This window comes from Pedobacter yonginensis, assembly GCF_003173595.1.
GTDB lineage: Bacteria > Bacteroidota > Bacteroidia > Sphingobacteriales > Sphingobacteriaceae > Pedobacter > Pedobacter yonginense.
Genome location: NZ_QGNZ01000001.1, coordinates 237700 through 261620, shown reverse-complemented (window position 1 = coordinate 261620; position 23921 = coordinate 237700). Strand labels below are relative to the sequence as shown.

Annotated in this window: 21 protein-coding genes and 1 tRNA gene; 10 read left to right on the top strand and 12 right to left on the bottom strand. The window is 37.4% G+C overall.

Features of this window, described 5'->3' with window-relative positions:
* Positions 1-113 precede the first annotated feature (113 nt).
* The 7 genes from DHW03_RS01255 to DHW03_RS01225 all read right to left on the bottom strand — a co-directional run bounded on the left by DHW03_RS01255 (position 114) and on the right by DHW03_RS01225 (position 8646).
* A complete protein-coding gene (locus DHW03_RS01255; RefSeq protein ID WP_109923946.1) occupies positions 114-1364 on the bottom strand; it encodes a sulfate adenylyltransferase subunit 1 in 1251 nt (416 codons plus the stop codon).
* A 154-nt stretch (positions 1365-1518) separates the two neighbouring features.
* Positions 1519-2424: a sulfate adenylyltransferase subunit CysD gene (gene cysD, locus DHW03_RS01250; RefSeq protein ID WP_109923945.1), complete on the bottom strand. Its 906-nt coding sequence runs from the start codon at positions 2422-2424 to the stop codon at positions 1519-1521.
* Between the two features lie 128 nt (positions 2425-2552).
* Positions 2553-3269: a phosphoadenylyl-sulfate reductase gene (locus DHW03_RS01245; protein WP_109923944.1), complete on the bottom strand. Its 717-nt coding sequence runs from the start codon at positions 3267-3269 to the stop codon at positions 2553-2555.
* A 3-nt stretch (positions 3270-3272) separates the two neighbouring features.
* Positions 3273-4784 carry a TSUP family transporter gene (locus DHW03_RS01240; RefSeq protein WP_109923943.1) on the bottom strand — a complete coding sequence of 504 codons (1512 nt, stop codon included), beginning with the start codon at positions 4782-4784 and terminating at the stop codon, positions 3273-3275.
* Positions 4768-5538, bottom strand: a complete 771-nt coding sequence (cobA, locus tag DHW03_RS01235; RefSeq protein ID WP_109923942.1) for a uroporphyrinogen-III C-methyltransferase — start codon at positions 5536-5538, stop codon at positions 4768-4770. The genes DHW03_RS01240 and cobA overlap by 17 nt, the downstream gene beginning before the upstream one ends.
* A 233-nt stretch (positions 5539-5771) precedes the next feature.
* The gene (locus DHW03_RS01230) at positions 5772-7859 is read right to left on the bottom strand and encodes a nitrite reductase (RefSeq protein ID WP_109923941.1); all 2088 of its coding nucleotides are present in this window, start codon (positions 7857-7859) and stop codon (positions 5772-5774) included.
* 340 nt (positions 7860-8199) lie between these two features.
* Positions 8200-8646, bottom strand: coding sequence for an RrF2 family transcriptional regulator (locus DHW03_RS01225; RefSeq protein WP_109923940.1), 447 nt, complete (start codon positions 8644-8646; stop codon positions 8200-8202).
* A 133-nt stretch (positions 8647-8779) separates the two neighbouring features.
* Between DHW03_RS01225 and DHW03_RS01220 the strand changes: the two genes are divergently transcribed.
* Positions 8780-10558 carry an ATP-binding protein gene (locus DHW03_RS01220; RefSeq protein WP_109923939.1) on the top strand — a complete coding sequence of 593 codons (1779 nt, stop codon included), beginning with the start codon at positions 8780-8782 and terminating at the stop codon, positions 10556-10558.
* A gap of 93 nt (positions 10559-10651) precedes the next feature.
* Positions 10652-11875: a metallophosphoesterase gene (locus tag DHW03_RS01215; RefSeq protein WP_109923938.1), complete on the top strand. Its 1224-nt coding sequence runs from the start codon at positions 10652-10654 to the stop codon at positions 11873-11875.
* Positions 11876-11970: 95 nt separating this feature from the next.
* Here DHW03_RS01215 and DHW03_RS01210 read toward each other — a convergent pair whose 3' ends face one another.
* Positions 11971-12351, bottom strand: a complete 381-nt coding sequence (locus DHW03_RS01210; protein ID WP_165825338.1) for a hypothetical protein — start codon at positions 12349-12351, stop codon at positions 11971-11973.
* A 126-nt stretch (positions 12352-12477) separates the two neighbouring features.
* On the bottom strand, positions 12478-12882 hold the full coding sequence (locus DHW03_RS01205) for a hypothetical protein (RefSeq protein WP_109923936.1): 405 nt from the start codon (positions 12880-12882) through the stop codon (positions 12478-12480).
* 435 nt (positions 12883-13317) lie between these two features.
* Between DHW03_RS01205 and DHW03_RS01200 the strand changes: the two genes are divergently transcribed.
* Complete coding sequence (locus tag DHW03_RS01200; protein ID WP_109923935.1) at positions 13318-13644, top strand: hypothetical protein; 327 nt, start codon at positions 13318-13320, stop codon at positions 13642-13644.
* Positions 13645-13741: 97 nt separating this feature from the next.
* Complete coding sequence (locus tag DHW03_RS01195; RefSeq protein ID WP_109923934.1) at positions 13742-15850, top strand: AAA family ATPase; 2109 nt, start codon at positions 13742-13744, stop codon at positions 15848-15850.
* Here DHW03_RS01195 and DHW03_RS01190 read toward each other — a convergent pair.
* On the bottom strand, positions 15847-16212 hold the full coding sequence (locus tag DHW03_RS01190; protein WP_109923933.1) for a response regulator transcription factor: 366 nt from the start codon (positions 16210-16212) through the stop codon (positions 15847-15849). The two genes, DHW03_RS01195 and DHW03_RS01190, sit on opposite strands and share 4 nt — an antisense overlap.
* A gap of 198 nt (positions 16213-16410) precedes the next feature.
* Between DHW03_RS01190 and DHW03_RS01185 the strand changes: the two genes are divergently transcribed.
* Together DHW03_RS01185 and DHW03_RS01180 are read left to right on the top strand one after the other, a co-directional pair.
* A complete protein-coding gene (locus DHW03_RS01185; protein WP_109923932.1) occupies positions 16411-16722 on the top strand; it encodes a DUF3817 domain-containing protein in 312 nt (103 codons plus the stop codon).
* A gap of 91 nt (positions 16723-16813) precedes the next feature.
* Positions 16814-16896: transfer RNA gene (locus tag DHW03_RS01180), tRNA-Leu, on the top strand.
* Here DHW03_RS01180 and DHW03_RS19655 read toward each other — a convergent pair.
* Both DHW03_RS19655 and DHW03_RS01165 read right to left on the bottom strand, forming a co-directional pair.
* A complete protein-coding gene (locus tag DHW03_RS19655) occupies positions 16847-18520 on the bottom strand; it encodes a recombinase family protein (protein ID WP_109924960.1) in 1674 nt (557 codons plus the stop codon). The genes DHW03_RS01180 and DHW03_RS19655 overlap by 50 nt on opposite strands.
* Before the next feature lie 253 nt (positions 18521-18773).
* Positions 18774-19037, bottom strand: a complete 264-nt coding sequence (locus DHW03_RS01165; RefSeq protein WP_109923930.1) for a hypothetical protein — start codon at positions 19035-19037, stop codon at positions 18774-18776.
* A gap of 97 nt (positions 19038-19134) precedes the next feature.
* Between DHW03_RS01165 and DHW03_RS01160 the strand changes: the two genes are divergently transcribed.
* The 4 genes from DHW03_RS01160 to mobC all read left to right on the top strand — a co-directional run bounded on the left by DHW03_RS01160 (position 19135) and on the right by mobC (position 23859).
* Positions 19135-19974 carry an RES domain-containing protein gene (locus DHW03_RS01160; protein ID WP_109923929.1) on the top strand — a complete coding sequence of 280 codons (840 nt, stop codon included), beginning with the start codon at positions 19135-19137 and terminating at the stop codon, positions 19972-19974.
* A gap of 226 nt (positions 19975-20200) precedes the next feature.
* The gene (locus DHW03_RS01155) at positions 20201-20608 is read left to right on the top strand and encodes a plasmid mobilization protein (protein WP_109923928.1); all 408 of its coding nucleotides are present in this window, start codon (positions 20201-20203) and stop codon (positions 20606-20608) included.
* On the top strand, positions 20593-21843 hold the full coding sequence (locus tag DHW03_RS01150) for a relaxase/mobilization nuclease domain-containing protein (RefSeq protein WP_109923927.1): 1251 nt from the start codon (positions 20593-20595) through the stop codon (positions 21841-21843). Before DHW03_RS01155 ends, DHW03_RS01150 begins: the two co-directional genes overlap by 16 nt.
* 9 nt (positions 21844-21852) lie before the next feature.
* The gene (gene mobC / locus DHW03_RS01145) at positions 21853-23859 is read left to right on the top strand and encodes a conjugal transfer protein MobC (protein WP_109923926.1); all 2007 of its coding nucleotides are present in this window, start codon (positions 21853-21855) and stop codon (positions 23857-23859) included.
* Positions 23860-23921 lie beyond the last annotated feature (62 nt).

Genomic DNA, 23921 nt, shown 5'->3' with positions numbered 1-23921 from the left:
TCGTTTCGTGAAAACACGAACCGAGGCAATAAAATAAATTTAATTGGTTTAAGATGCTGAAACAAGTTCAGCACGAGCCATGGTTAAATTAGATATGCAGGATAGACGATTGATTACTCCACTGCTGCTCTGAACATTAGTGCTCCTACCGTTAAATTTGTACGACTATCAATCAGAATAGCAGAACCATTTGCCCGATTATCATCATATAAATCAAAGGCGAGTGCATCAGCAGTTTTAATAATTACACGTCCAATATCGTTTAATCTGAATTCATCCGCCTGATGCTTTTCTAGTGTGTTGATATCAACTTTGTGCAAAATCTCGCTGATTTTACATTTCGTGGTTTTACTATTGTGCTGAATGACATACATAATCGATGTATCCAAAGCTCGAGCGTCCATCCAACATAGATCTGCTTCAATTAATTTTGATTCTTGCGGTAAAGCACTTGCATTTACAATGGTATCTCCCCTGCTAATATCTACATCATCTTTTAAATGGATAATTACAGATTGGCCCGCGTGTGCTGCCTCTGGCGCTTGCTCAAAAAATTCAATTTTTTCTATTGTTGAGCTGGCTCCAGATGGCAATATGGTTACTTTATCGTTTAGCTTAAATGTTCCACTTAAAACCCTACCTGCATAACCACGATAATCGTGCAAAGCTTCTGTTTGAGGACGAATTACCCACTGCACAGGCATACGGGCCAATTGAGATTGGTCTAAATTATCGGTATCTACTTTTTCTAAAAAGTGTAATAAGCTTTCCCCCTCGTACCAATTCATACGGGCTGATCTTTGTACAATGTTATCGCCTTTTAATGCACTAACAGGAATGTAGGTTACATCCTTAAGTTTAAGTTGCTGTGCCAGTGTTTTGTACCGATCAATAATGTTGGTATAAACCGACTCACTGTAATCAACCATATCCATCTTGTTGATACACACCACAACGTGCTTAATACCCAATAGCGAAACTAAATAAGAATGACGAATGGTTTGCTCAACCACGCCGTTTCTAGCGTCAACCAAAATGATTGCCAAATTTGCAGTTGAAGCGCCAGTTACCATATTCCTGGTGTATTGAATGTGCCCCGGAGTATCTGCAATAATGAATTTACGTTTTTCGGTTTGAAAATATTTATAAGCCACATCAATGGTGATGCCCTGTTCGCGTTCAGCTCTGAGTCCATCGGTTAAAATGGCTAAATCAATGGTACCATCATCATTTTTGCGATTTGAGCTTTGTAAAGCTTCCAATTGATCGGCCAAAATAGAATCCGTATCGTATAATAAGCGACCTATGAGGGTACTTTTACCATCATCTACACTGCCTGCTGTAAAAAATTTTAATATGTTCATGTTTTGTTGTGTTTGTTAGAAAGATGTGAGACGGGAGATGTGAGATGTGAGATAGGAGACATCAGACATGCGAAACAAAAGGCCTCAAATCTCAATGCTCAAGTCTATCGGCTGAAGCAAGGTTCTCAAATCTCAAATCTCAATACTCGAATCTCTAAAAATACCCTCCCTTTTTTCTATCCTCCATTGCAGCTTCTGAAACTTTATCGTCCATACGTGCGCCACGTTCTGAAATTTTCGAAGCACTAATCTCCGCAATAATGTCATCGATTAGGGTAGCCTCAGATTCTACCGCAGCTGTACAAGACATGTCGCCAACGGTACGGAACCGAACCTGTTTGTTAATTACAATGTCGTCATCATCCATATTTAAAAACGGAGAGGCGGCCATTAATTGCCCATTTCGCGTAATGCAATCTCTTTGGTGTGAGAAATAAATGCTTGGCAGTTCAATTTTTTCTCTGCGGATATAGTTCCAAACATCTAATTCTGTCCAGTTGCTGATTGGAAAAACCCGAACGTTTTCGCCTGTATGGATTTTACCGTTGTAAATGTTCCATAATTCTGGGCGTTGGCGTTTTGGGTCCCATTGTCCAAATTCATCACGAACCGAAAAAATACGCTCTTTAGCTCTCGCTTTCTCTTCATCCCGCCTCGCACCACCAATACAGGCATCAAATTCGTACTTTGTAATGGTATCTAAAAGGGTAACGGTTTGTAAGGCATTTCTGCTGGCATTTTTTCCGGTTTGTTCTACCACTTTTCCTTCATCAATCGATTGTTGAACAGAACCTACAATGAGCTTTTCGCCAATTCTTTCAATCATTTGGTCGCGATAATCGATTGTTTCCTGAAAATTATGACCTGTATCAATATGCACCAATGGGAATGGAAATTTACCCGGTCGGAATGCCTTCTCGGCCAATCGAACCAAGGTAATCGAATCTTTCCCTCCAGAAAATAATAGAGCTGGCTTCTCAAATTGCCCTGCAACCTCACGTAAAATGTGAATGGCTTCGGCCTCTAACTCATCTAGATAATCAAAATTATATGTACTCATGTATTCAGTTTTGATGAATTGAATGTTGACGGAATGTACACCTTCAAATGTTCAATTTTATTTTGTTGTTGTTGTATTTTGTCTTAAAAAGGCTTTTCATCTTATCAAAAGCACCTCTTTTGTTATGCTTAAGTATTGCTGCTTTGCTCTGTGGCATGCAAACCGCATTCTTTCTTACTCTGATCTTCCCACCACCATCTACCTGCTCTAAAATCTTCACCAGGCTGTACCGCTCTTGTACATGGTGCACAGCCAATACTAGGAAATCCTTTATCGTGTAAAGTATTGTAAACGATGTTGTTATCACTTATGTAGCTTTTTACATCGTCTAAAGTCCAATCGAAAATTGGATGGAATTTAATCAATTGATTGCCTTCATCCCATTCTAAATCATTCATATCCTCTCGGTTGGCACTTTGGTCGGCTCTGATTCCTGTAATCCAAATTGCATTTCCTTGTAGTGCTCGCTTCAAGGGTTCAATTTTGCGGATGTAGCAACATTCTTTTCTATTTTCTACCGATTCGTAAAAACTATTCGGACCTTTCGTATTCACCATATCCTGTAACAAATCGTTTTTTGGATAGTATGCGTAAACCGGTTGCTTATACACTTCTAAAGTGCGGTTCCATACATAATAGGTTTCTGGAAACAAGCGTCCGGTTTCTAAAGTAAAAACCTTGATTGGAATTTGATTGGAAAAAATTAAATGCGTTACCGCCTGATCTTCCCAACCAAAACTGGTTGAAAAAATGATTTTTCCTGCATATTCATTAGCCAAAAACTTCAACCGATCTACCGTTGATAAACCTGCCAATTGTTGCTTAATCTGCGATAAATCTTTCATTTCTTAAATCAGTTTTAAAATAAATACAATCACACTGCGTAAACTTACTGCAATTACAATAATTCCAACCGCTACCATGATACTTTTTGCCGAAATTTTATTGGATACCCGAGCGGCAATGGGCGCTGCCAATGCACTTCCAATAATTAAGCCAACAACGGCTTCCCAATGCTTGCCACCCAGCATGGTGAAAAAGGTAAGTGAGCTTAAGGTTGCAATAAAGAAGCGGCTGATTTTCACTGTTCCTAGTGAGAATAATGGATGTCGCCCCCCCGCTATTAAGCTAGATAAAACGATGGATCCCCATCCCCCACCAAAGGCGGCATCAATAAAACCACCAAAAAAACCGAGTAAACCAATTTTCTTAATTTTATCGCTCGCCTTTTTTCTTTTGATGTTGAAAGCCTTCATCAAAATTACGCCACCCAAAAACAAGGTATAAACCGCAACAACAGGCTTAACATACGAACTGTAATGCTCCAAAGAGGATAGAATATATGCACCCAATACAGCACCGATTATGGCCGGAAGGATCAAAATTTTAAACAGTTTCCAATTTACGTTGCCCATGCGGTAATGCATCCAACCCGCTATACCATTGCTCAGTACCTCCGAAATATGAATGGCCATACTCGCTGAAGCTGGGGGCAAACCCATTGCCAATGAAAAAGATGCGGTGGTTACTCCATATGACATGCCAATGGCGCCATCGATCAGGGCAAATGCAAATCCTGCACCTAAAAACCAATAAAATAACGGATCAATGTTGATTAAAAATGTCTGAAACGCGGGTTCAGTATTCCACAAAGAAAAACCAATTGCGCCGATAAGCAACACTGCGGCAATCCAAATTAACCACTTGATATTTTGTTCAGCAAAACTTTTCTTTGGGTTAATTAGGCTTTGAGTAACCTTATTTAGTTTTTTAACTTTTGAAGAAAAATCGCCATTAAGGGTTTGACGAAGGGCACTCATATTTTGGAGTGTTTCATCAAGTTCAGCTGGAATTCCTTCGTTCAAAATTTGCTTCAATCGCTTTGCGATGGTTGGCGATTTGCCATTGGTAGATATTGCGATTTTTAAATCTCCCTTTTGAACGATAGAGCCTAAATAAAAATCACATAGATCTGGCTTATCAGCAACGTTTATGAGCAATCCACGTTCATGCGTTACCGCCCTGATTTCCTCATTTAAAATTACATTATTGGTAGCCGCGAAAACAATGTCAATATCGTTCAGGTCGCTTACATCGAAGCTTTTTTGTTTGATGTTAATCAGTGGATGATTTGCTACGAGTGCGTAAACCTCTGGCGAGATGATTTCTGCTACAATGGTAATTTTGGCATGCTTGCTATTGTTTACAATCGCGGTGAGCTTTTCTAAGCCAATATTTCCTGCTCCAATTAATAATGTACGGAGCTTATTCAGTTTTATAAAAACCGGAAAAAGCTGATTACCATTCTCTTCATCAGAAAATGTATCCGCATTATTTGTTGGCTTAGGAGATAGATGCATACTGTTTTACTAAAGTTTTGAATGATGGGTGTAGGGAAACAACCTCCCCAAATATTAACAAAGCTGGTGCTTTAATATGCTCTTGTGCGGTTAAAATTTCAATGGTTTCTACAACCCCAATAACCATCTTCTCATCATCGGCAGAGCCATTTTGCACCACCGCCGTAGGCAAACTGCCCTTACCAGCTGCTTTAAAAATCTCTACAATTTTAGCTAGCTTTTTTAAGCCCATTAAAACAACAACTGTTGCGTTTGATTGTGCTGCTTGATAAATATCGTTTGATACATCGCCTGATGTGGTTGTACCTGTAATTACCCAAAAACTTTCACTCATTCCGCGGTGGGTTACTGGAATTTGTTGTAACCCCGGTACACCGATTGAACTGGAAATGCCCGGAATTACACTTACTGGAATGCTATAAGATGCCGCATAGTCCAACTCCTCATAACCTCTGCCAAATACAAACGGATCACCTCCTTTTAAGCGCACCACATGGCCATAGTTTAAGGCATAATCAATCATCAGTTTATTGATGGTATCTTGAGGATATGAGTGCTCTCCAGAACGTTTTCCTACATAAACCTTGATTGATGCGGTTGGTGCATGTTCTAACAAAGCTTCGTTTGTTAATGCATCATACAACACCACATCCGCAGTTTGTAACGCTTTCACCCCTTTCAAGGTGAGCAAATCTGGATCGCCCGGACCGGCACCTAAAAGGGTAATTTTTGGTTCTTTATTTTGGTTAATCATAATTTATGTTCAGGTAAGAAAGATGGGTTGAGTTACTGCGTGAATTTTTGAATGAGTGAATGAATGAATTTCGAATGATTGAATTTCGAATGATTGAATTTTGAATGATTGAATTTTGAATGATGGAATTTTGAATGATGGAATGTTTCTGTACCCATTCGGTTTTTTCATCTATGCTGCTCTATTTCAATTTTGTTTATCAATACCTTTATCTTTCTTTAATTTTCAATGCATTATTTTATAAGTGCTCTTTTCTCTTTAATCTGGTTCAAAAATGCTTCAGCCTCTTTATAATATTTCTGTGCAAATTCTTCTGTTGGCTCGTTTTTGTTGATTTGCATAACCAGATCAGAAAAATTGGTAGGCAAATGAAACTCCGCAGTTTCTACGTAGTGATTGTCAAATTCTCTAATTACGCCAACCTGTGTGCTACTGTTTACATTTTTATCCAAAAGCAAGGCTTTTGCCGCGCTTACAAAAGTGCTGTAGGTGTGGTAAATGGCATCAGCATAGGCTTTCTTTTCCAAGTTTTGTGTTGCCCATCCAAATTTCTCATCAGATTCTAATAACAGTGTTGCAACCAAATCAATCACCACGCCTGCACATTCTCCCACCCCAATGGCAGTGGCAAATTGCTCTACATGGCCCCAATCCACAAATTCTTCTTCCTGTAAATTGCTTAAATCGGCCAAGGGTTTTAGGAGTTGATAAAAATGATCTTTTCCCTTTCTATCATAATATTGATGGAAGGTTTCATCCTCTAAATTATTGGCTTTAAAATCGTTTAAAATGTAGTGCAAAACACTGGTCGCTCTTTTCGATGGAACTTTGATTACGCGTTCGGCAACTCTTCCAACCCCATTGCCAACTGTTCCGCCACCAAGCATAACTTGTACGGCGGGAACAACCTTCCCATCGGCTTTAACTGAACTGCCATGGAAACCAATTTCTGCCAAACCATGCTGTCCGCAGGAGTTCATGCAACCGCTAATTTTTATCTTAATGTTTTTCTCATAAATAAATTCAGGGAAATCGGTATAAACCACATCTTCAAGCACTTCCGCCAAAGTCATAGAGTTGGAGATCCCCAAATTACAGGTGTCGGTTCCAGGGCAAGTGGTAATGTCGGCTAAGCTATCAAATCCAGCAGTTGTAAAACCTATTTTATTAAGGGCCGAATAAAGTGATGGTAAAGCTTCTTTGCGAACAAATTTCAGCAACAAACCCTGATTTTGTGTGATTCTAATTTCATCTGCAACATAAAGCCTGATGGCATCAACAAAAGCACGAGCCTTATCGGTTTTAATATCGCCAACTTGAACTTTTACGTAAACGCCATAAAATCCTGCTTGTTTCTGTTCAACCACATTTGTAGCCAACCAATGTTTGTAATGAGTTTCGTTTAAAATTTCAACAGTTGGATAACTTTGTTCGAGCGGCAATATTGGTTGTGAAACAGCAGTCGTATCAATTTTGAAAGTTTTAACCTTATTGGCAATGCGCTCTTCGGCAACCAAGCGCAATACCTCCTCCAAACCGAGTTTTTGAACCAGATATTTTAAACGTGCTTTATTTCTATTGCTCCGCTCACCGTAGCGATCGAACACCCGAAGCACTGATTCGGTAAAGGGAATAAGTTGATCTTCTGGTAAAAACTCATGTACGGCATTGGCTAAAAATGGTTGTGCACCTAAGCCACCTGCAAATAAAACTTTAAAGCCTCTTTCGCCATTTTCGTTTATTTTTGGGATAAATCCTAAATCGTGAATGTAACTAAAGGCGGTATCCCGATCGCTCGAGGAAAAAGAGATTTTAATCTTCCTGCCCATTTCCTGGCAAATTGGGTTACGCAGAAAATATTTAAAAACGGCATGCGCATAAGGCGATACATCGAAAGGTTCTTCTGCATCAATACCCGCGTTTGGCGAGGCCGTTACGTTACGAACGGTATTTCCGCAAGCTTCGCGAAGGGTAATGTCATCTTGCTCCAGCTTTGCCCAAAGTTCTGGCGTTCTATCCAAACTCACATAATGCAATTGAATGTCTTGACGGGTGGTTAAGTGAAGGTTTCCACTTCCATACTCATCGGCAATATCCGCAATACGCAATAATTGTTTAAAGGTTACTTTTCCAAAGGGCAACTTAATGCGGATCATTTGCACGCCGGGCTGTCTTTGTCCGTAAACACCACGGGCCAAACGTAAACTTCTAAATTTCTCATCGTGGATGGTTCCATCACGAAAAGCTTTAATTTTATGCTCTAAATCAATAATGTCTTGCTCTACAATATTGTTTTCGAGTTCTGTTCTGAAACTTTGCATATATGTTGTTAGCTTATTCAAAAAATGCTTCTCTTGTACGGAGAAGCATCCAATATTCTATACTTATAAATTATTCAAATACTCCCTACTTATGTATTGCACAACAACACATCAAAGAATAGCGAAATCGAATCTGTATAAAATTGAAGTTCATCTGCCAAATATATAAAGTATATAGGAATAGTCGTAATTTTTAGAAAAAAAGTTTGATAAATGACTTTTATCGCTATTTTTATTTATACGAATCGACTAACGAAAGATAGTTACCTAGCCACTGAGGTTGGCTTTCAAGAGTTAAGATAGAAAAATGGATTTGAATCCTATGAAACGGAATAGTAGCTTACAAACTTTCGATTGCAACTTTTAAGGCATCTTCCCGACCAATAACATCAGCAATGCTGGTTTCGGTTAAAACTTTCAGCGTTGCATCTCTAACATCGATAAAAGCACTTCTGATGCCGCACGTTTTTTCATCAACGCATTCCTCACATTTATGGTAAAAATTTAAACTTGCACAAGGAACCATCGCTATTGGGCCATCCGTAACACGCATGACATGCACCAAGAAAATTTCTTCGGGTTTTTTGTTCAGACTATACCCACCGCCTGCGCCTTTCTTGCTGTAAAGAAAGCCGGCGTTACGTAAATCTAAAAGGATTTGTTCTAAGAATTTTTTAGGAATATGCTCCTCCTCTGCAATTTTTGAGATTTGCATGGGTGGTTTCTCTACATTTTTTCCAAGTGCAACAAGTGCTTTAATGGCGTATTTGGTTTTTTTGGATAGCATATTTTCCACAAATTTAGTAAAAGAATGTAAGATAAAAAATAGCATCGTCATCGCAGGTCATTTTACCCACCAAGTTCGCGATGACTTTACATTCATATCTATAATTTATATATTTAAGGATTAAAAACCTTTTATGTTTAGATCCGTTAAATTTTTAAATATTAGTGATCGTAGAATAAGTATAGAAGCTAAACTTTTCGCGGTATTATGCATTTCCTTAATATTTATTTCGATAATAAACATTATTGCAAATATAATATTGGGTATTACATGGATTCTAAACCTTTATATTTTCATAGGCATCTTCGCCCATGCTGGTTTTTATCATTACGCTTTACAGGATAAGGTATCAGGAATTGGTCGATTTTGGTATTTTACATTTAACATCTTGGCCATCGCACCTGTATGGTTTTTAAATGGCGGCATGATTGGTTCTACACCCATTTTCTTTATATTTTATGTTAGTATTGCCATGCTATCCTTATCCCGCAGGCAACGACGCATTTTCGCACGTTTCTTTTTAGCCGTTGCAGTAGCTTGTGTTTTGGTCGAACTCTATTATCCGCATTTGGTTGTACCCTATCCAAGCATAAACGCAAGAAATTTTGACATCCTGTTTTCTTTTGCAAATGTATCGTTTATGATGATTTTTATGCTCACCACGTACAGAAAGGTGAGTGATTATGACCAGTTTAAACTCATTAAAAGCAAAAAGAGATTAGAAGCATCGCAGAAGGAATTACTCATTGCAAAAGAGGCCGCCGAATCTGCAACGAAAGCAAAGTCGAGGTTCTTGGCCAATATGAGCCACGAGATCAGAACGCCATTAAATGGCATTACTGGAGCTTCTGAATTGTTAAAGCTTACCAAACTAACTACAGAACAATCGGAACTGTTAAACACTTTGCAGGCCAGCAACAGCATAATGATCGACATTGTAAACGATTTACTCGATATTGCTAGAATTGAGGCCAATAAAATGGATATTCATAATCATCCCTTTAATTTTAGAAATTGTATTAAAGACGCGGAAAATATTCTAAAACCGGCTTATGTAAAGAAAAATATTGCGTTAATGCTTGAAGTTGACCCCGATGTGCCCGAATTCGTAATTACCGATGAAATCAGGTACAAGCAAATCATCATAAACCTCTTAAGCAATGCGGTGAAGTTTACCGAATTTGGCTATGTTAAACTGACGGTGACCTTTTCCAATGAGGATGGAAAAATGCGCCTCAAATCGGTTATAGAAGATACGGGAATTGGCATTAGTGAAGACGATATTAAACAGCTCTTTATGCCTTTTTCTCAATTAAACCCAACCATTACCAGAAAATTTGGTGGTGCGGGGCTTGGTTTGGCCATTTGTAGAAAATTAGCCGAAATGATGGGTGGAGAAATATCAGCAGTGAGTGAGATTAAAGTAGGTTCTACATTTACCTTTACCATTCCAATTGAGCCATATTATGCCGGTATATTAACTAAGGACACCAATCTCATCGAAAACAATAAAAGTCTTCCAGTAGCGGGTATGCGCATACTGTTAGCGGAAGACAATGTTTTTAATCAGATTATTGGCTCAAAAATGCTTGAAAAATCGGGCTACAAATACGCCATAGCCAATAATGGGGTTGAAGCCGTTAAAATGGCCGAGGAAGAATATTTTAATATCATTTTGATGGATATGCAAATGCCTGAGATGGATGGAATCACTGCAACCATCGAAATTTTGAAGCAGTATAAAACCAAAAACGTTCAGCCACCTGTAATTATTGGCTGTAGCGCAAATGCAATGCAAACCGATAAAGCAGCTTGCTTAGATGCCGGTATGAAGGATTTCTTGGCTAAGCCTTTTACCATAGATGATCTGCGGACAGTGATGATTAAATGGACGAAAGCCAATTCGCATTAATCAAAAAATCGTCAAAATAACTTAGCCACCCAATACAATCATTTTAATAGGCGTTTAAAATTTACTTTTACTAAAATTTAACCGTACTTCTTAATGAAAAGAAAGCTAAGCTTCGCCCCTATACTCTTTGCAACCCTATTATTTTTTGCCTTAAACGCTTATGTTTTATCTGGTTTAAATACCCTCAACGGGTCGGCATACTTAAACCCTATTTTTTGGGTCTTCATTATTGGCCTAACATTTTCACTGTTTTATGCCATTAAACAAATGCGCCTTCAAGGGGTAAATCGTTTCTTTAAAATTGTGAGTCATGCCTTTTTAATTGTCTTTGTTGCCGAAATTGTATTCGCCTTGTTGTTGCTTTTGGGCGATTTTTACAGATTTATTTTGGCATTAACGTCTAATTTTCAAGCTGATGGTTATCACTGGTTACCAAGAAACAACTATTGGGTATATTTTGCCTTTTTTATGTTCTGCATAACCGTTGCACTTTTTGCCTATGGGATTACGCAAGGTAAATACGCCTATCGGGTAATTAAACATACTTTATATTTTGATGATTTACCCGCTAACTTCGAGGGGTTTACGTTGACGCAAATATCGGATGTACATGCCGGAAGTTTTACCAATCCAAAAGCGGTACAAAGAGGTATTGATATGATTAATGCGCAAAAAAGTGATTTATTTGTATTCACTGGCGATTTGGTGAATAATGCTGCAGAGGAAATAAAACCTTGGATTGGACACTTTGCCCAAATTAAGGCACCTTTTGGGCAATTTTCGGTTTTAGGCAATCACGATTATGGCGACTATGTAAAATGGCCTTCAGAATCGGCGAAAGTGAACAACCTCCAACAGTTGAAAGCGTACCATAAGGAGTTGGGATTTAGATTGTTGTTGGATGAGCATGTAGAACTTGTAAAAGGAGATCAAAAAATCATTCTGGCAGGAATAGAAAACTGGGGAATAGGTTTCGGTGAGCGTGGTGATTTAAAAAAAGCCTTACAGAATACTTCCATCCAGGATTTCAAAATTCTGCTATCCCACGATCCTTCACATTGGGATGCACAGGTTAAAAATAACCCATCAAAAATTCAACTTGCATTAGCTGGCCATACGCATGGTATGCAGTTTGGAATTGAAGCATTTGGGATTAAATGGAGCCCAGTAAAATATCGTTATAAACACTGGGCAGGCATAAAAACCGAAAATGGTAGGTATCTCAATGTAAATCGAGGCTTTGGCTTTCTAGGCTTTTCTGGTCGAATTGGGATATGGCCAGAAATCACAGTAATTGAGCTCAAGAGGAAAGTATAAAAACCTTTCTATCTACACTTTATAAACTTCAAGAAGCAACGAAATTCTTTTAACTTAAAAGATTTCGTTGCCTTTGTGTAAAAGATGGTCAGAAATTAATTTGAGCGACAATCTTGTTCCGACGCGCCATCAGCAGATAAAACTTTGACAGGCAAGGTAATGGCTGGGCATGGAATGGTTTCTTCCTCGCCTCCATTGAAGTGGTACTTCACGTAGAATACTTTTCCAGGAACTTTAAATTCAGCTGGAACGTTAAGGATGGCAGCCTGATAATCAATAACATCGCCGTTACTATCGGTAATCGGTGTAGCATCTTTATTTTTGGTAGTGAAGCTCACTAATGATGCATCGGCATTTGGACAATAGGCAGAAAGATACTTTACTTGATAACACATACTCGTTTGCAAATCTTTTTCACACGAAAATTGTAAGAACACAAAAAGTAGCAAAACGGAAAGAATTGAGCGCTTCTTCATAATAACTGGGTTTGTTTGATTGATTATGTAAAGATTAATAATTGTTTTTAGTCTGTAAAGGATACGATATGGAGAGGTTAAAAACCGTTATGGAAAGGTATTTACACGTGATGAAATTTTGAACAATTAATAAACAAGCTTTGGCTTTCCATTTTCGCAGATTACACTTTTCGGTGCCACAATAAGGGCGCAGGGCGATGTTGGATTGTATTTTGCATTGTAGCTGGCTTCCTTTTCTGTAAACAGCTTTATTTTCTCGAAAAGCATTTGCTCGTTTACTTTAGAGGAATAGGCGATGAAACCAGATGCACCTCCGCATGGCCTGGATCCTACCGCTATAAACTTCCATTCACCTGCGTTTTCGCAAGGGTACTGATAGGCAATCTTCTCTACATCGGCAAAAAGCGCTTTCAAGGATTGCTCATCACCTTCTTTTGTGCTCAAAACAGATTCCTTACATCCAAATATAACTACCGAAAGGAGTGCAATTAAAAAGAAGGAAACGATTGAATTGTTGGCTTTGGTTCTCATAAACTCGGTTTGGTACTAAAACGCAACCCAGTTCTAAAACGCTACATGTTTTAATAAGGCAAACGGCAATTAAAAATCGGTCGATTTAACATATCCTTACTTTCTTCGGTGTCTCAATTTTTAAATACCTGTTCTCAAATGGCTTACAAGTTTAAGAGCGGAAATTGATGTAGAAGAATTTATACGTGAACGCATGGTAAGGATTTTGGCAAAAAGTAATTTGGCAATTTCAAAGGCAAAATGAATTATAGCACCGACAGATACAGGACCGATTGAAAAGAAAGCGATAAGGCATCGTCGAGCATTTGTCACCATTCAATTTAATCTGCCTTCGATAGATACTATTTTGCAATAAAACTTATAAGAGTACAAAATTTCATTTTCTCAAAACCTCTTGTAATCTATCCTGTTCAAAGAATAAGAGTATTTAAGCCTATGAATAAAGCAATCGCAATTACCAATCACAAATCTTTAAAACGATACATGTCTGCCTTAAAATCAGATATGAATAAAAAGGAACACTCATTAAAGACAGGCGTAAAAGCTGTTGCCTTTGGCCTCCCATCCCGAATTTTCCATCATAAAACAAGTTTAGAAAGGATAATGAGCAGAAGTAATGTAGCGAGCAATCCAATTGGGAAACTTCTATCCTCTGTAGTAAAAAAAACGGTTCTGAAAAACTCTGGTTTTCTGTTTAAATTGGCTGGTGGTATATTTGCGAAACGTGCAGGAAGAAAAATAGAAAGAAAGTTACTTTCCTAAAAAACCAATTCATTTTTTTTGAGATTCTTGCGACCCTTGCGATTGTTTAAAATTTGATGCTTAAACTTCTAAGCAATTAGGCTATTTTTGGAAAAATATGAATAGCCCTAGTCCAGACAATCAAATTATTTTAGACTTTCTCACCTCTACAAACAGACCGATATTTTTAACAGGAAAGGCCGGTACAGGTAAAACCACGCTGCTAAGGCACATTAAAAATACAATTACAAAAAATTTCGCCGTTGTTGCGCCAACTGCTGTAGCGGCAATAAATGCGGGCGGGGTAACTTTACATTCCTTTTTTCAAATCCCCTTTGGCCCTCTCATCCCCATTAAAAATGAAAGCGGCGAGCACAACCAAGCCATAAAATATTCAGAAGAAAAAATCCGCCTACTAAAATGCCTCGAACTGTTAATCATTGATGAGATAAGTATGGTTCGGGCAGACCTCATTGATTTTATTGATTTAACCTTAAGAAAAGTAAAAGGTTCTAATCGCCCATTCGGAGGTATTCAAGTTTTAATGATTGGCGATTTATACCAGCTCTCTCCCATCTTTCACGATGCTTGGCACATTCTTAAAGATCATTACCAGAGCCCATATTTTTTTGATAGTCAGGCGTTTAAAAGCATTAACATCACTACATTCACTTTAGAGAAAGTTTATCGCCAATCAGACCCCGTTTTCCTCGAAATTTTAAATCAAATCAGAGAAAATACGATAGATGAAAGTCTTTTGGAAAAACTGAACGAGCGTTACGATGCAAGCCTAGACAGTGTTTGGAAAGACGAGTACATCACCTTAACCACCCACAACAACATGGTTACGGAAATCAACAGCAGTTGTTTAGATAAGCTGGAAGGTGAACACCATACTTTTAACGCGAAGATTACGGGCGATTTTCCAAAAGATGCCTACCCTGTTGACGAAACTTTAACCTTAAAAGCAGGTGCACAAGTAATGTTTATCAAGAACGACTCCTCTGGGAAAAAACAGTTTTATAATGGCAAGGCAGCAAAAATTGTAGGCATCAAAAACGACACCATAACCGTACAGTTTATGGATGGCGGTACTCAAATTGAGGTTGAGCGAGAAGTTTGGCAGAATGTAAAATACAATTTAAGCGAAAACGAAAATAAAATTAACGAGGTAAACACCGGATCGTTTGAACAATTTCCATTCAAATTGGCTTGGGCAATAACGGTGCATAAAAGTCAAGGTTTAACCTTCGACAAAGCAATTATAGATGTAAGTGCCGCCTTTGCACACGGGCATGCTTATGTGGCCTTAAGCCGATGTAGAAGCTTGGAGGGGTTGATATTGAAATTGCCAGTTAAGCTCGAAAACATCATCACCGATTCAAGAGTGGTAGACTTTACCCAAAAGTCTTCCCATGCAAATGCCGATCAATCTGCATTGCATCAATATGAAAATGAATATGCCTGGAGTTTAATCAGTGATTTGGTCGATTTCACACCACTTAAGCAGGACTGGCGAATACTGGAGAAAAGCAGATTTAAAGATCAAGACGAGCAGGCAGAATTTTCACAACTATTCTCCCCCTTAAATCAACAAATAGAAAAGGAAATTTTCAAAATTGCTGATGGGTTTAATAAGCAGGAACTTTCCAAAATTTCCACAACCCAGCCCTTGAAGACAGAAACTTTCTTCATTGACAGATTAAAAAAAGCAGCGGGCTATTTCATTCCGAAACTGGATTTGGTCTGTAATGAATTGGATAAAATTCTAAATCTTAACTTTTATAACGATAGCAATTCGGATAAAGTGATGAATCTTGCAAAAGCGTGTAAACAAGCACTTTTGGCTAAACTTTCTTTATTCAAAATGGACTGGGATCAATTTTCCGTGCAAAATTATATGGAGAGGCTACATTCAGCAAGCCAAAATGGTAAGGCTGAAACCACCCCATCAATGCCTAAAAAAATTAAGCTTCCTAGAGATATTGCCAACCTTCAATTGTACAAGAATTTGTTGAGTTGGCGAGCTGCCTATGGCGAACTGAAGAACGTTCCAGAGCATACGGTACTTTCCAACCAAACCTTGGCCCTCATCGCCTTAAAACTGCCTAGAAACACTGAGCAGTTAGCTGCCTTAAAGGGCGTGGGCATTGGAAACGCAGTGCAGTTGGGCAACGCGGTAACCAAATTGGTGAATGATTATTTAGGAACCAGCTCCCTGTTTTAGTTGCGCTGAATTTGAGCGTCAATGCGCTTTACAAAATCATAGATATCAAAAGGCTTGTGAATAAAGTCTTCAGCCGTGCATTGTTTACTCATCTGATTTGCCGAATAGTTAGCCGACATCATTAAAACGGGCACATTTCTGGTCTCACTCTCGGCCTTTAGGTTGCAACACACATCGAGTCCGTTTCCATCAGGCAACATTACGTCCAATAAAAATGCATGTGGATGCAATGCTCTGGCACCCTTTTCAAAATCTTTTATCGTGGCAAAAGTAAACACCTCGTATTTTTCATCTTCTAAAACAAATGAAATAATCTCTCTTATATCTTCATTATCCTCTAGTACACAAATTCGCTTTCCCATTTTTTTTTCATTTAGGCGTTAATAATTAAGCAGTTAACACAGATAGAAAACCCAGCTGAATAGGATTTGTTTTATTTTTTGTGATAAAACGCACACTTGCATGAATAGGGCTGTTTAAACAGTATAGTGTAAAATCCTTTTTTAGTTTTTGATTGCCAAAGTCTTTACTTTATTTTAGGCACTTGTCAAACAACAAGCATGAGTAGTTCGATTTCAATTTTTCGTAAAGTAGCTGTAGCAGAGGGCATTTCTTATCTGCTTTTATTATTTGTGGCCATGCCTATAAAATATTTGCTCCACTACGATAAGGTGGTGAAATATACAGGCTGGGCGCACGGTTTGCTATTTGTGCTGTATGCGGCAACCTTGGTTTTGGCTTGGCAAGAACAAAAATGGAAATTTGGCAAAGCTGTATTGATTTTTCTTGCTTCATTACTTCCATTTGCTCCATTTGTGGTAGATAAAAAACTTAAAGACGAAAGGCCTTTGGATGCCAACACAAACATATAGAGCGAATTATAAAAAAATCGAAATCTAAATGAAAATAATTTTGTGATTTAGCTTTTCGTTATCTACATTTGCATCCCGTCCAAATAAGAATGCCCAGTTGGCGGAATTGGTAGACGCGCTGGTCTCAAACACCTGTGGGAAACCGTGCCGGTTCGACTCCGGCACTGGGTACCAAGCCGGAGTTAGTTCTAATTTTAGTTCTAACTCCGGTTTTTTTATGCGATAACAAACTGTTAATCTGATAGATAAGATGCGCTGCAAGATTGACTTTACCGGTTCGACCTTTATTTTCTAAAATAGTCCATTTTTCTGGAAAGATCGAACCGATAATATAACGTTTTGCTTCAATATCGCCTTTAGAATATAATTCAGTGAGCTTTTTGAACCTTTTTAAAGCTTCATCAACGATATCACTTACATCTGTCTTTGCATTGGCTTGATCTTTTAACTCTTTTAGCTGTGCTTCAAGTCTTACAATCTTCTCTTCACACTTTGATTTCATAATTTTATAATCAGCTACATCAATATCATCAGACAACAGCAATGCTCTTATTTTGGTCAGCATATTATTTTGATCTGAAATCTCAGAAACTAACTGTTTTCTTTTTTCATCAAAATTCTTTTTATTATCACCAAAGGTGTCACAAACAACCTGCTTGTATAATTCTGCCATTCCAGGTTTCGGAACAAACTTTTGCAATTCACGAACAAAGTCCTTATTCAATTCTTCAGCTTTAAACCTAGCTTTACATGGAGGTTTACAGTGGTAGTAATAATAATAGCCAGGCCTGCCCTTAGAAGCACTTCCAGTTAACGTGTGGCCACAATCTGGACAATACAAAAATCCTCTGAGAGGTAAATTTTCTGGGGTTTGTATTTTCACTTGCTGAACCTTTTTTCGGCCATCTAAAACATCCTGAACCTCCCAAAATAACCTCTCACTTATGAGGGGAGTATGCTTTCCGTCGGAAAGAAACATTCCATTATTCTCATCTGGTGGAACAATGATCTTTCCGCAATAAACAGGATTTCGAATGTTTGCCCAAAAAGTATTCCTTCTACATTTCATTCCTCTATCACTAGCAAGTTTCCAAACATGGTCTGTCGGATAAAGGCCTGAAGCAATTGCCTCAAATGCCCATTTCATGTGGGAAGCTTCTGGCTCAATTAAATCGATGTACTTATATTTATCTTCACGGATCTTATTTATATAACCTGCTGGCGCTTTTCCCATCCATCTTCCTTCTAACTTACCCCTGCGCATACCAACAACCACATTCATTCCTCGCCTAATATTCTCAGCTTCAGCCATAGAAATATATACAGCTAGCATTATTCGGCTTTCAGGTACTCTTAAATCTAATAATTGATCGATCGCATTTGGTTCTATATTCAAACCTGTAAGCGTGTCGATCATATTGTAAGCGTTGGCTGTATTCCTACTAAATCGATCCCACTTGGTAAATAAAATCAAATTACAATTCCTACCCTTAGTCTTTTTCAACTCTAAAAGTAGTTTAGACCAAGCAGGGCGCTTTTTAAATGTCTTGGCAGAATAATCTTCATAGATTACCCTTCCCACTTTTATATTATTCCGTTGGCAATATTCATGCAAGCGCTGATCTTGGTCTCTTTGCGAAAAACCTCTGTCAGCCTGTTCGTCTGTACTTACTCTGATATATAAAAAGGCGGTTGTTTGCTGTATAGTCTTTAAGCTGTTTGCCTTATTTCTTTGCTCTGGTTTATGTGTTCTTCTATCACGATAAACAATCTGATCAACTATATTTTTTGCTCCCATCGCTATTCGAATATTTATTTTTAACTAATTGATTTACAGACAATATAGCAAAATTATACATAAAATCCAAAATTATTTTTGCTTCTTCAAACGTTACAGTTGTGCCGTGGTTATTAAGTATTTCTATAGCTTTTTGAGGAGTTATCGAACGCTTTTTATCCTGCATAATTTACCTTACCTTTCTTTAATCAAAAGCAATATGCAAGGCATTAAGTTACATTGTGCGCAATAGGTACGGAAGGTGCGAGAATATTTAACTATTTCCGATTGAGCCAGGTTCAATTATATATTCTGCAAAAACTTTAGTAGGATAAGCTTCAACCTCAATACCATCTAAATGCGCTTTTGGCCCGAACTTATATTTTATAGCATTTCCGTAATGAACTTCAAAAGTATATTCCTTTTCTTCCTTATCTTTCTCATCTTTAATAACAACCAACTTTCGTTCAATATCTGTTTCTGGGATTAAAGTTATGTGGCAATATCCCTCGCTTATACTTCTTACATCATATTTCATATTAAAATTTTAAATTTATTGTATCACTGAAAATTATTATACCTCTGCCATTTCGATTGTGTAATTTTAAATAAATGTAATTAAAAGGGAGGTAAATATGACTATACAGAATGTTCAGAAAGCAATAGACAAATTAGAAGCAATTGATCCAAATGATGAGTTTGCTTACGAGAAAGCTTTTATGGCATATAAGATCATTCAGCAACTTCCAATACTTATTTATGACATTCATGATAATATTGAGGTTTTCAGAGCCAGAACACATTTTGAAGATGTATTTTACACATCTAAGAATGACATTTCATTAGCACCTCACGAAGCTATTAAGTCTTTTGCAAGATGCAATAGACCATACCAATCCAAATTTTACTGTGCAGAAAATAGACCCACATCATATTTAGAATTGGTAGATTATTGGTCCAAGGAAAAAGAAATAGATGAAAATCTTTACGTAACCATTGGCCGATGGATTGTCAAACGTCCTTTTACAACATTAATTATCACATCTCCAGATGCAGAAAATAGAGCCTCAAAATTTGATCTACAGCACGGGCCAGTCTTGGATGATTTTATCAATCAATACGATGGGGAGTTCAAAGAGGCGAATATCTTATTTTATCGATTTTTGTTTGAAAGGTTTAGAAAATCTGGTAAGGAAGATCCGCTAACTTATCTTATAACATCAGCCTACTGTAACATAGCTCTTTTTGAATTACCAATGAATGTTGATGCTATCTATTATCCGAGCGTACCATTTGATGGACAGGGTGTTAATTTCGCATTTAACAACAGATTTATTAACGATAATAACATCGAACTTATCAGTGCACTTAGAGATGAATTTAAAGTTTATCGTGTAGAAAATGATAAAAAGGATTTTCGCCAGATAAATGAATTTGAATCAAGAAAAGTTGAAAACGGCATCATTACTTGGTAAATAAACTTTCCGCACCTACCACCATACTTGCGCTTTGGCAATTTTTAAGTACACAATCTTTACATCACAATTAACCGAAGTTCAATTCACTTTCGGGAGGTCAGCGTTGTAGTCCGCGTGGACTTAGCAAAGATGTATTTTTGCATGCAAAAATATCTTTGCTGTCCTTACGGCCAGGACTTCACTCGGAACTCGTGAAGTCTGAACTTTCTAAAAGGTGCTGTATATGCCAAGAAAGAGAGCGACAAATCAAGATGCATTATTAACTAAAAATGTTATCGTCCGGATAACTGAAACTACGTTCAACAAGTTAGAAAAAATGCGGGTTGAAAGTGGTAGCGCTTCCATGGCTGAAGTTATCCGTAGAATTCTTTCAAACCGTAAGATCAAACTATTACATCAAGATAATTCTTTGAATGCTCCAATGGAAGAAATGGCTTTGATTAGAAAAGAGCTGAAAGCAATCGGCATCAATATCAATCAGATTACCAGAACATTTAATCAAGACAAGGTAGAAACTCATCGAGCTTTTTATGTAATGAAGGTCGCTGAACTGTACAAGAATGTTGATGAGAGGGTTGAAAAATTACTGGTTATAATTTCACAATTAGCGGAAAAATGGTTGCAAAAATAAAGATCGGTAAAAGCATCAGGGGCATCTTACATTATAATGAGAACAAGGTTTCTGAAGGAAGTGCTAGCTTGATTTTGGCAAGCGGTTTTGCAGGCGATATCGAGAAAATGAACATCCAACATAAAATCACAAGGTTTAAGCACCTTACTGAATTAAGGTCTAGCGTAAAAACCAACGCACTACATATATCACTAAATTTTGAGGCAAGCGAGAAAATTGATAACGCTAAAATGCAACAGATTGCCATCCGATATATGGATCTGATTGGGTTCGATGAGCAACCATTTCTAGTTTACAGGCATAGTGATGTAGCGCATCAGCATATCCATATTGCCACCACAAGCATCCTGCGGGACGGCAAATCGATCAACCTACATAATATTGGCAGAGAATTATCAGAGCCAGCCAGAAAGCAGATTGAAAAAGATTTCAATTTAATTGTGGCAGAAAGTAAAAAGTTTAAGCCTATGCCTGCAATAAAGCCAGTAAATCCAGATATCATTAGCTATGGTCGTACTCCAACAAAGCGGGCAATCAGTAATGTTGTTAATGCGGTGGTGGACAGTTACAAATTTACTTCAGTTGCCGAATTTAATGCAGTTCTCAATCTATTCAATGTAATCGCAGACAGAGGAAAAGACGACACTGCAATGTTCCAAAAAAAAGGACTACAATATGCTGTTTTGAATCAAACTGGACATAAAATAGGTGTTCCTATTAAAGCCAGCTCGTTTTATAGCAAACCTACTCTTAGAAATCTTGAAAATAAATTCGTAGGAAACACAGAAAAAAGAAAGCCTTATAAACAGGATTTGATGGGCCGAATAGACAGAACTTTAAGGAAGTATGATTCTATCACTGAAAAAACTCTTTTAACTGAGTTGAGAAAGCAAGGCGTAGATATAGTTTTCAGAAAGAATGAACAGGGATATAACTATGGAGCAACATTTATTGACCATATCCACAAAACCGTCTTTAATGGAAGCTCACTAGGAAAGTCCTACAGTGCTAAAGTCATTAATGAATTAATCAAAGATAAGGATCAACCTAAAACTTATCTCAAACCTAATAAGCAATGCAAGACAAATTTTATAATAGGCATTGCTCAACCACAGGCATACTTAGAAGCAATTTCAAATACCAATTATCTAAATGATTTACTAGGTAAAACTGAAAATGATTCTAAACCAACAATCGGCAAGAAGAAGAAAAAAAGAAGAGGGATAACTCGATAAAGCAAAATTATGAATACAGGAGAAGACATACAGGGACTAAGAAAAATAATTGATTTTACACGTTTACTCAGTTTGTTTATATTAAGCATACATTTCTATTTGTGCTGTTATATAGCTTTTGAACAATGGGGATTTACAGCAGAAATTACAGATAACATCATAGCAAATATTTCAAAAACAGGGCTGTTTAATGGCTTTCTGATACCTAAACTAGCAGTACTTCTTTGCTTGTTTATCTCTCTTATTGGGGCAAAGGGCAAAAAAGATGAAAAAATAAACATCATATCAATATCTAGCTACGTAGCATTTGGTTTGGTTTGTTATTTCACTAGTGTTTTTTGTTTTTACATTAACAGCGCCCCTACAACAGTTGCGATTTTTTATATAACTATTACGTCCTTAGGTTACGTTTTAATTCTTACTGGTGGAGGTTTGTTATCAAGACTGATAAAAGAAAATCTAAGCAAGGACATATTTAACGATGAAAATGAAACCTTTCCACAGGAAGAACGATTATTGGAAAATGAGTATTCAATTAATCTTCCGGCTAAGTATCGGTTAAAAGACAAAGTTCGTGATAGCTGGATCAACTTTATCAATCCTTTTCGTGGAATGCTTGTAGCGGGAACTCCGGGAGCAGGTAAATCTTATTTCGTAATCAGACATATTATAGATCAGCACATTAAAAAAGGATTTTCAATGTTTCTCTATGATTTTAAATATGATGATCTAAGTAAAATTGCTTACAATAAATTATTGAAATATCAAAAGAGCTATAAAATTAAACCCTCATTTTATGTTATTAACTTTGATGATCTAAACAGAACGCATCGCTGCAATCCACTTGACCCAGCGGGAATGGAAGATATAACCGATGCGACTGAGGCAAGCCGTACCATAATGTTAGGCCTAAATAGGGATTGGATAAAGAAACAGGGAGATTTTTTTGTTGAGAGTCCGATTAACTTTCTAACGGCAATAATATGGTTTTTACGAAAATATGAGAATGGGAAATATTGTACGTTGCCACATGTTATTGAATTAATGCAGGCCGATTACGACCCTTTGTTTGCTGTCCTACAACGGGAAGAGGAAATAAAAGTGTTGATCAATCCTTTCGTATCTGCATTTCAAAATAAGGCAAAAGAACAATTAGAGGGGCAAATTGCGAGTGCCAAGATTGGATTGGCAAGACTATCATCGCCTCAACTCTATTATGTACTTAGCGGAAACGATTTCACACTTGATGTAAATAATCCGCTTGAACCTAAAATCGTATGCGTTGGTAATAATCCTCAAAAAATACAGACTTATGGCGCAGTGCTTTCGCTTTATATTTCAAGGATGATAAAATTGGTGAACAGAAAAGATCAATTAAAAAGCAGTTTGGTGTTCGATGAATTTCCAACGATTTATTTCAATAATATGGATAGCCTAATCGCAACGGCAAGAAGTAATAAGGTTGCCACAACTTTAGCCGTTCAAGATTTTAGCCAACTTAAAAAAGATTATGGTTCAGAGCAGGCAGACGTAATCAGCGGTATCGTTGGGAATATAATCAGCGGTCAAGTGACTGGAAGTACTGCTAAAAAGCTGTCGGAAACTTTTGGCAAGATTATGCAAGATCGAACAAGTTTGAGCATTAACAGTTCTGATACTTCAATTTCAAAGTCGTTGCAGTTAGAATTTGCCATACCTGCCTCTAAAATTTCATCATTATCATCTGGAGAGTTTGTAGGTATTGTTGCCGACAATCCTGATCAAAAAATCAAACTTAAGATTTTTCATAGTGAAATTCAGAACGACCACAACGCCATTAAATATGAAGAAGAAAACTATAAACCGATTCCTATTGTAAAACAAGTTAGCGAAACCGATATACACGAAAACTACCTACAGATAAAGTCAGATATTGATGAGATTTTTAAAGTTGAGTTAAAAAAGATAGGTAGTGTTACCCAACAGAAAAATGAAGATGAGGATAACTCATCCAATGGGGTGGCAATTTCTATGTGAGTTACAATAGCAAGATGCCTATTCAGTATCTTGCTATTTCGTTTCTCAAAATTTTGTATATT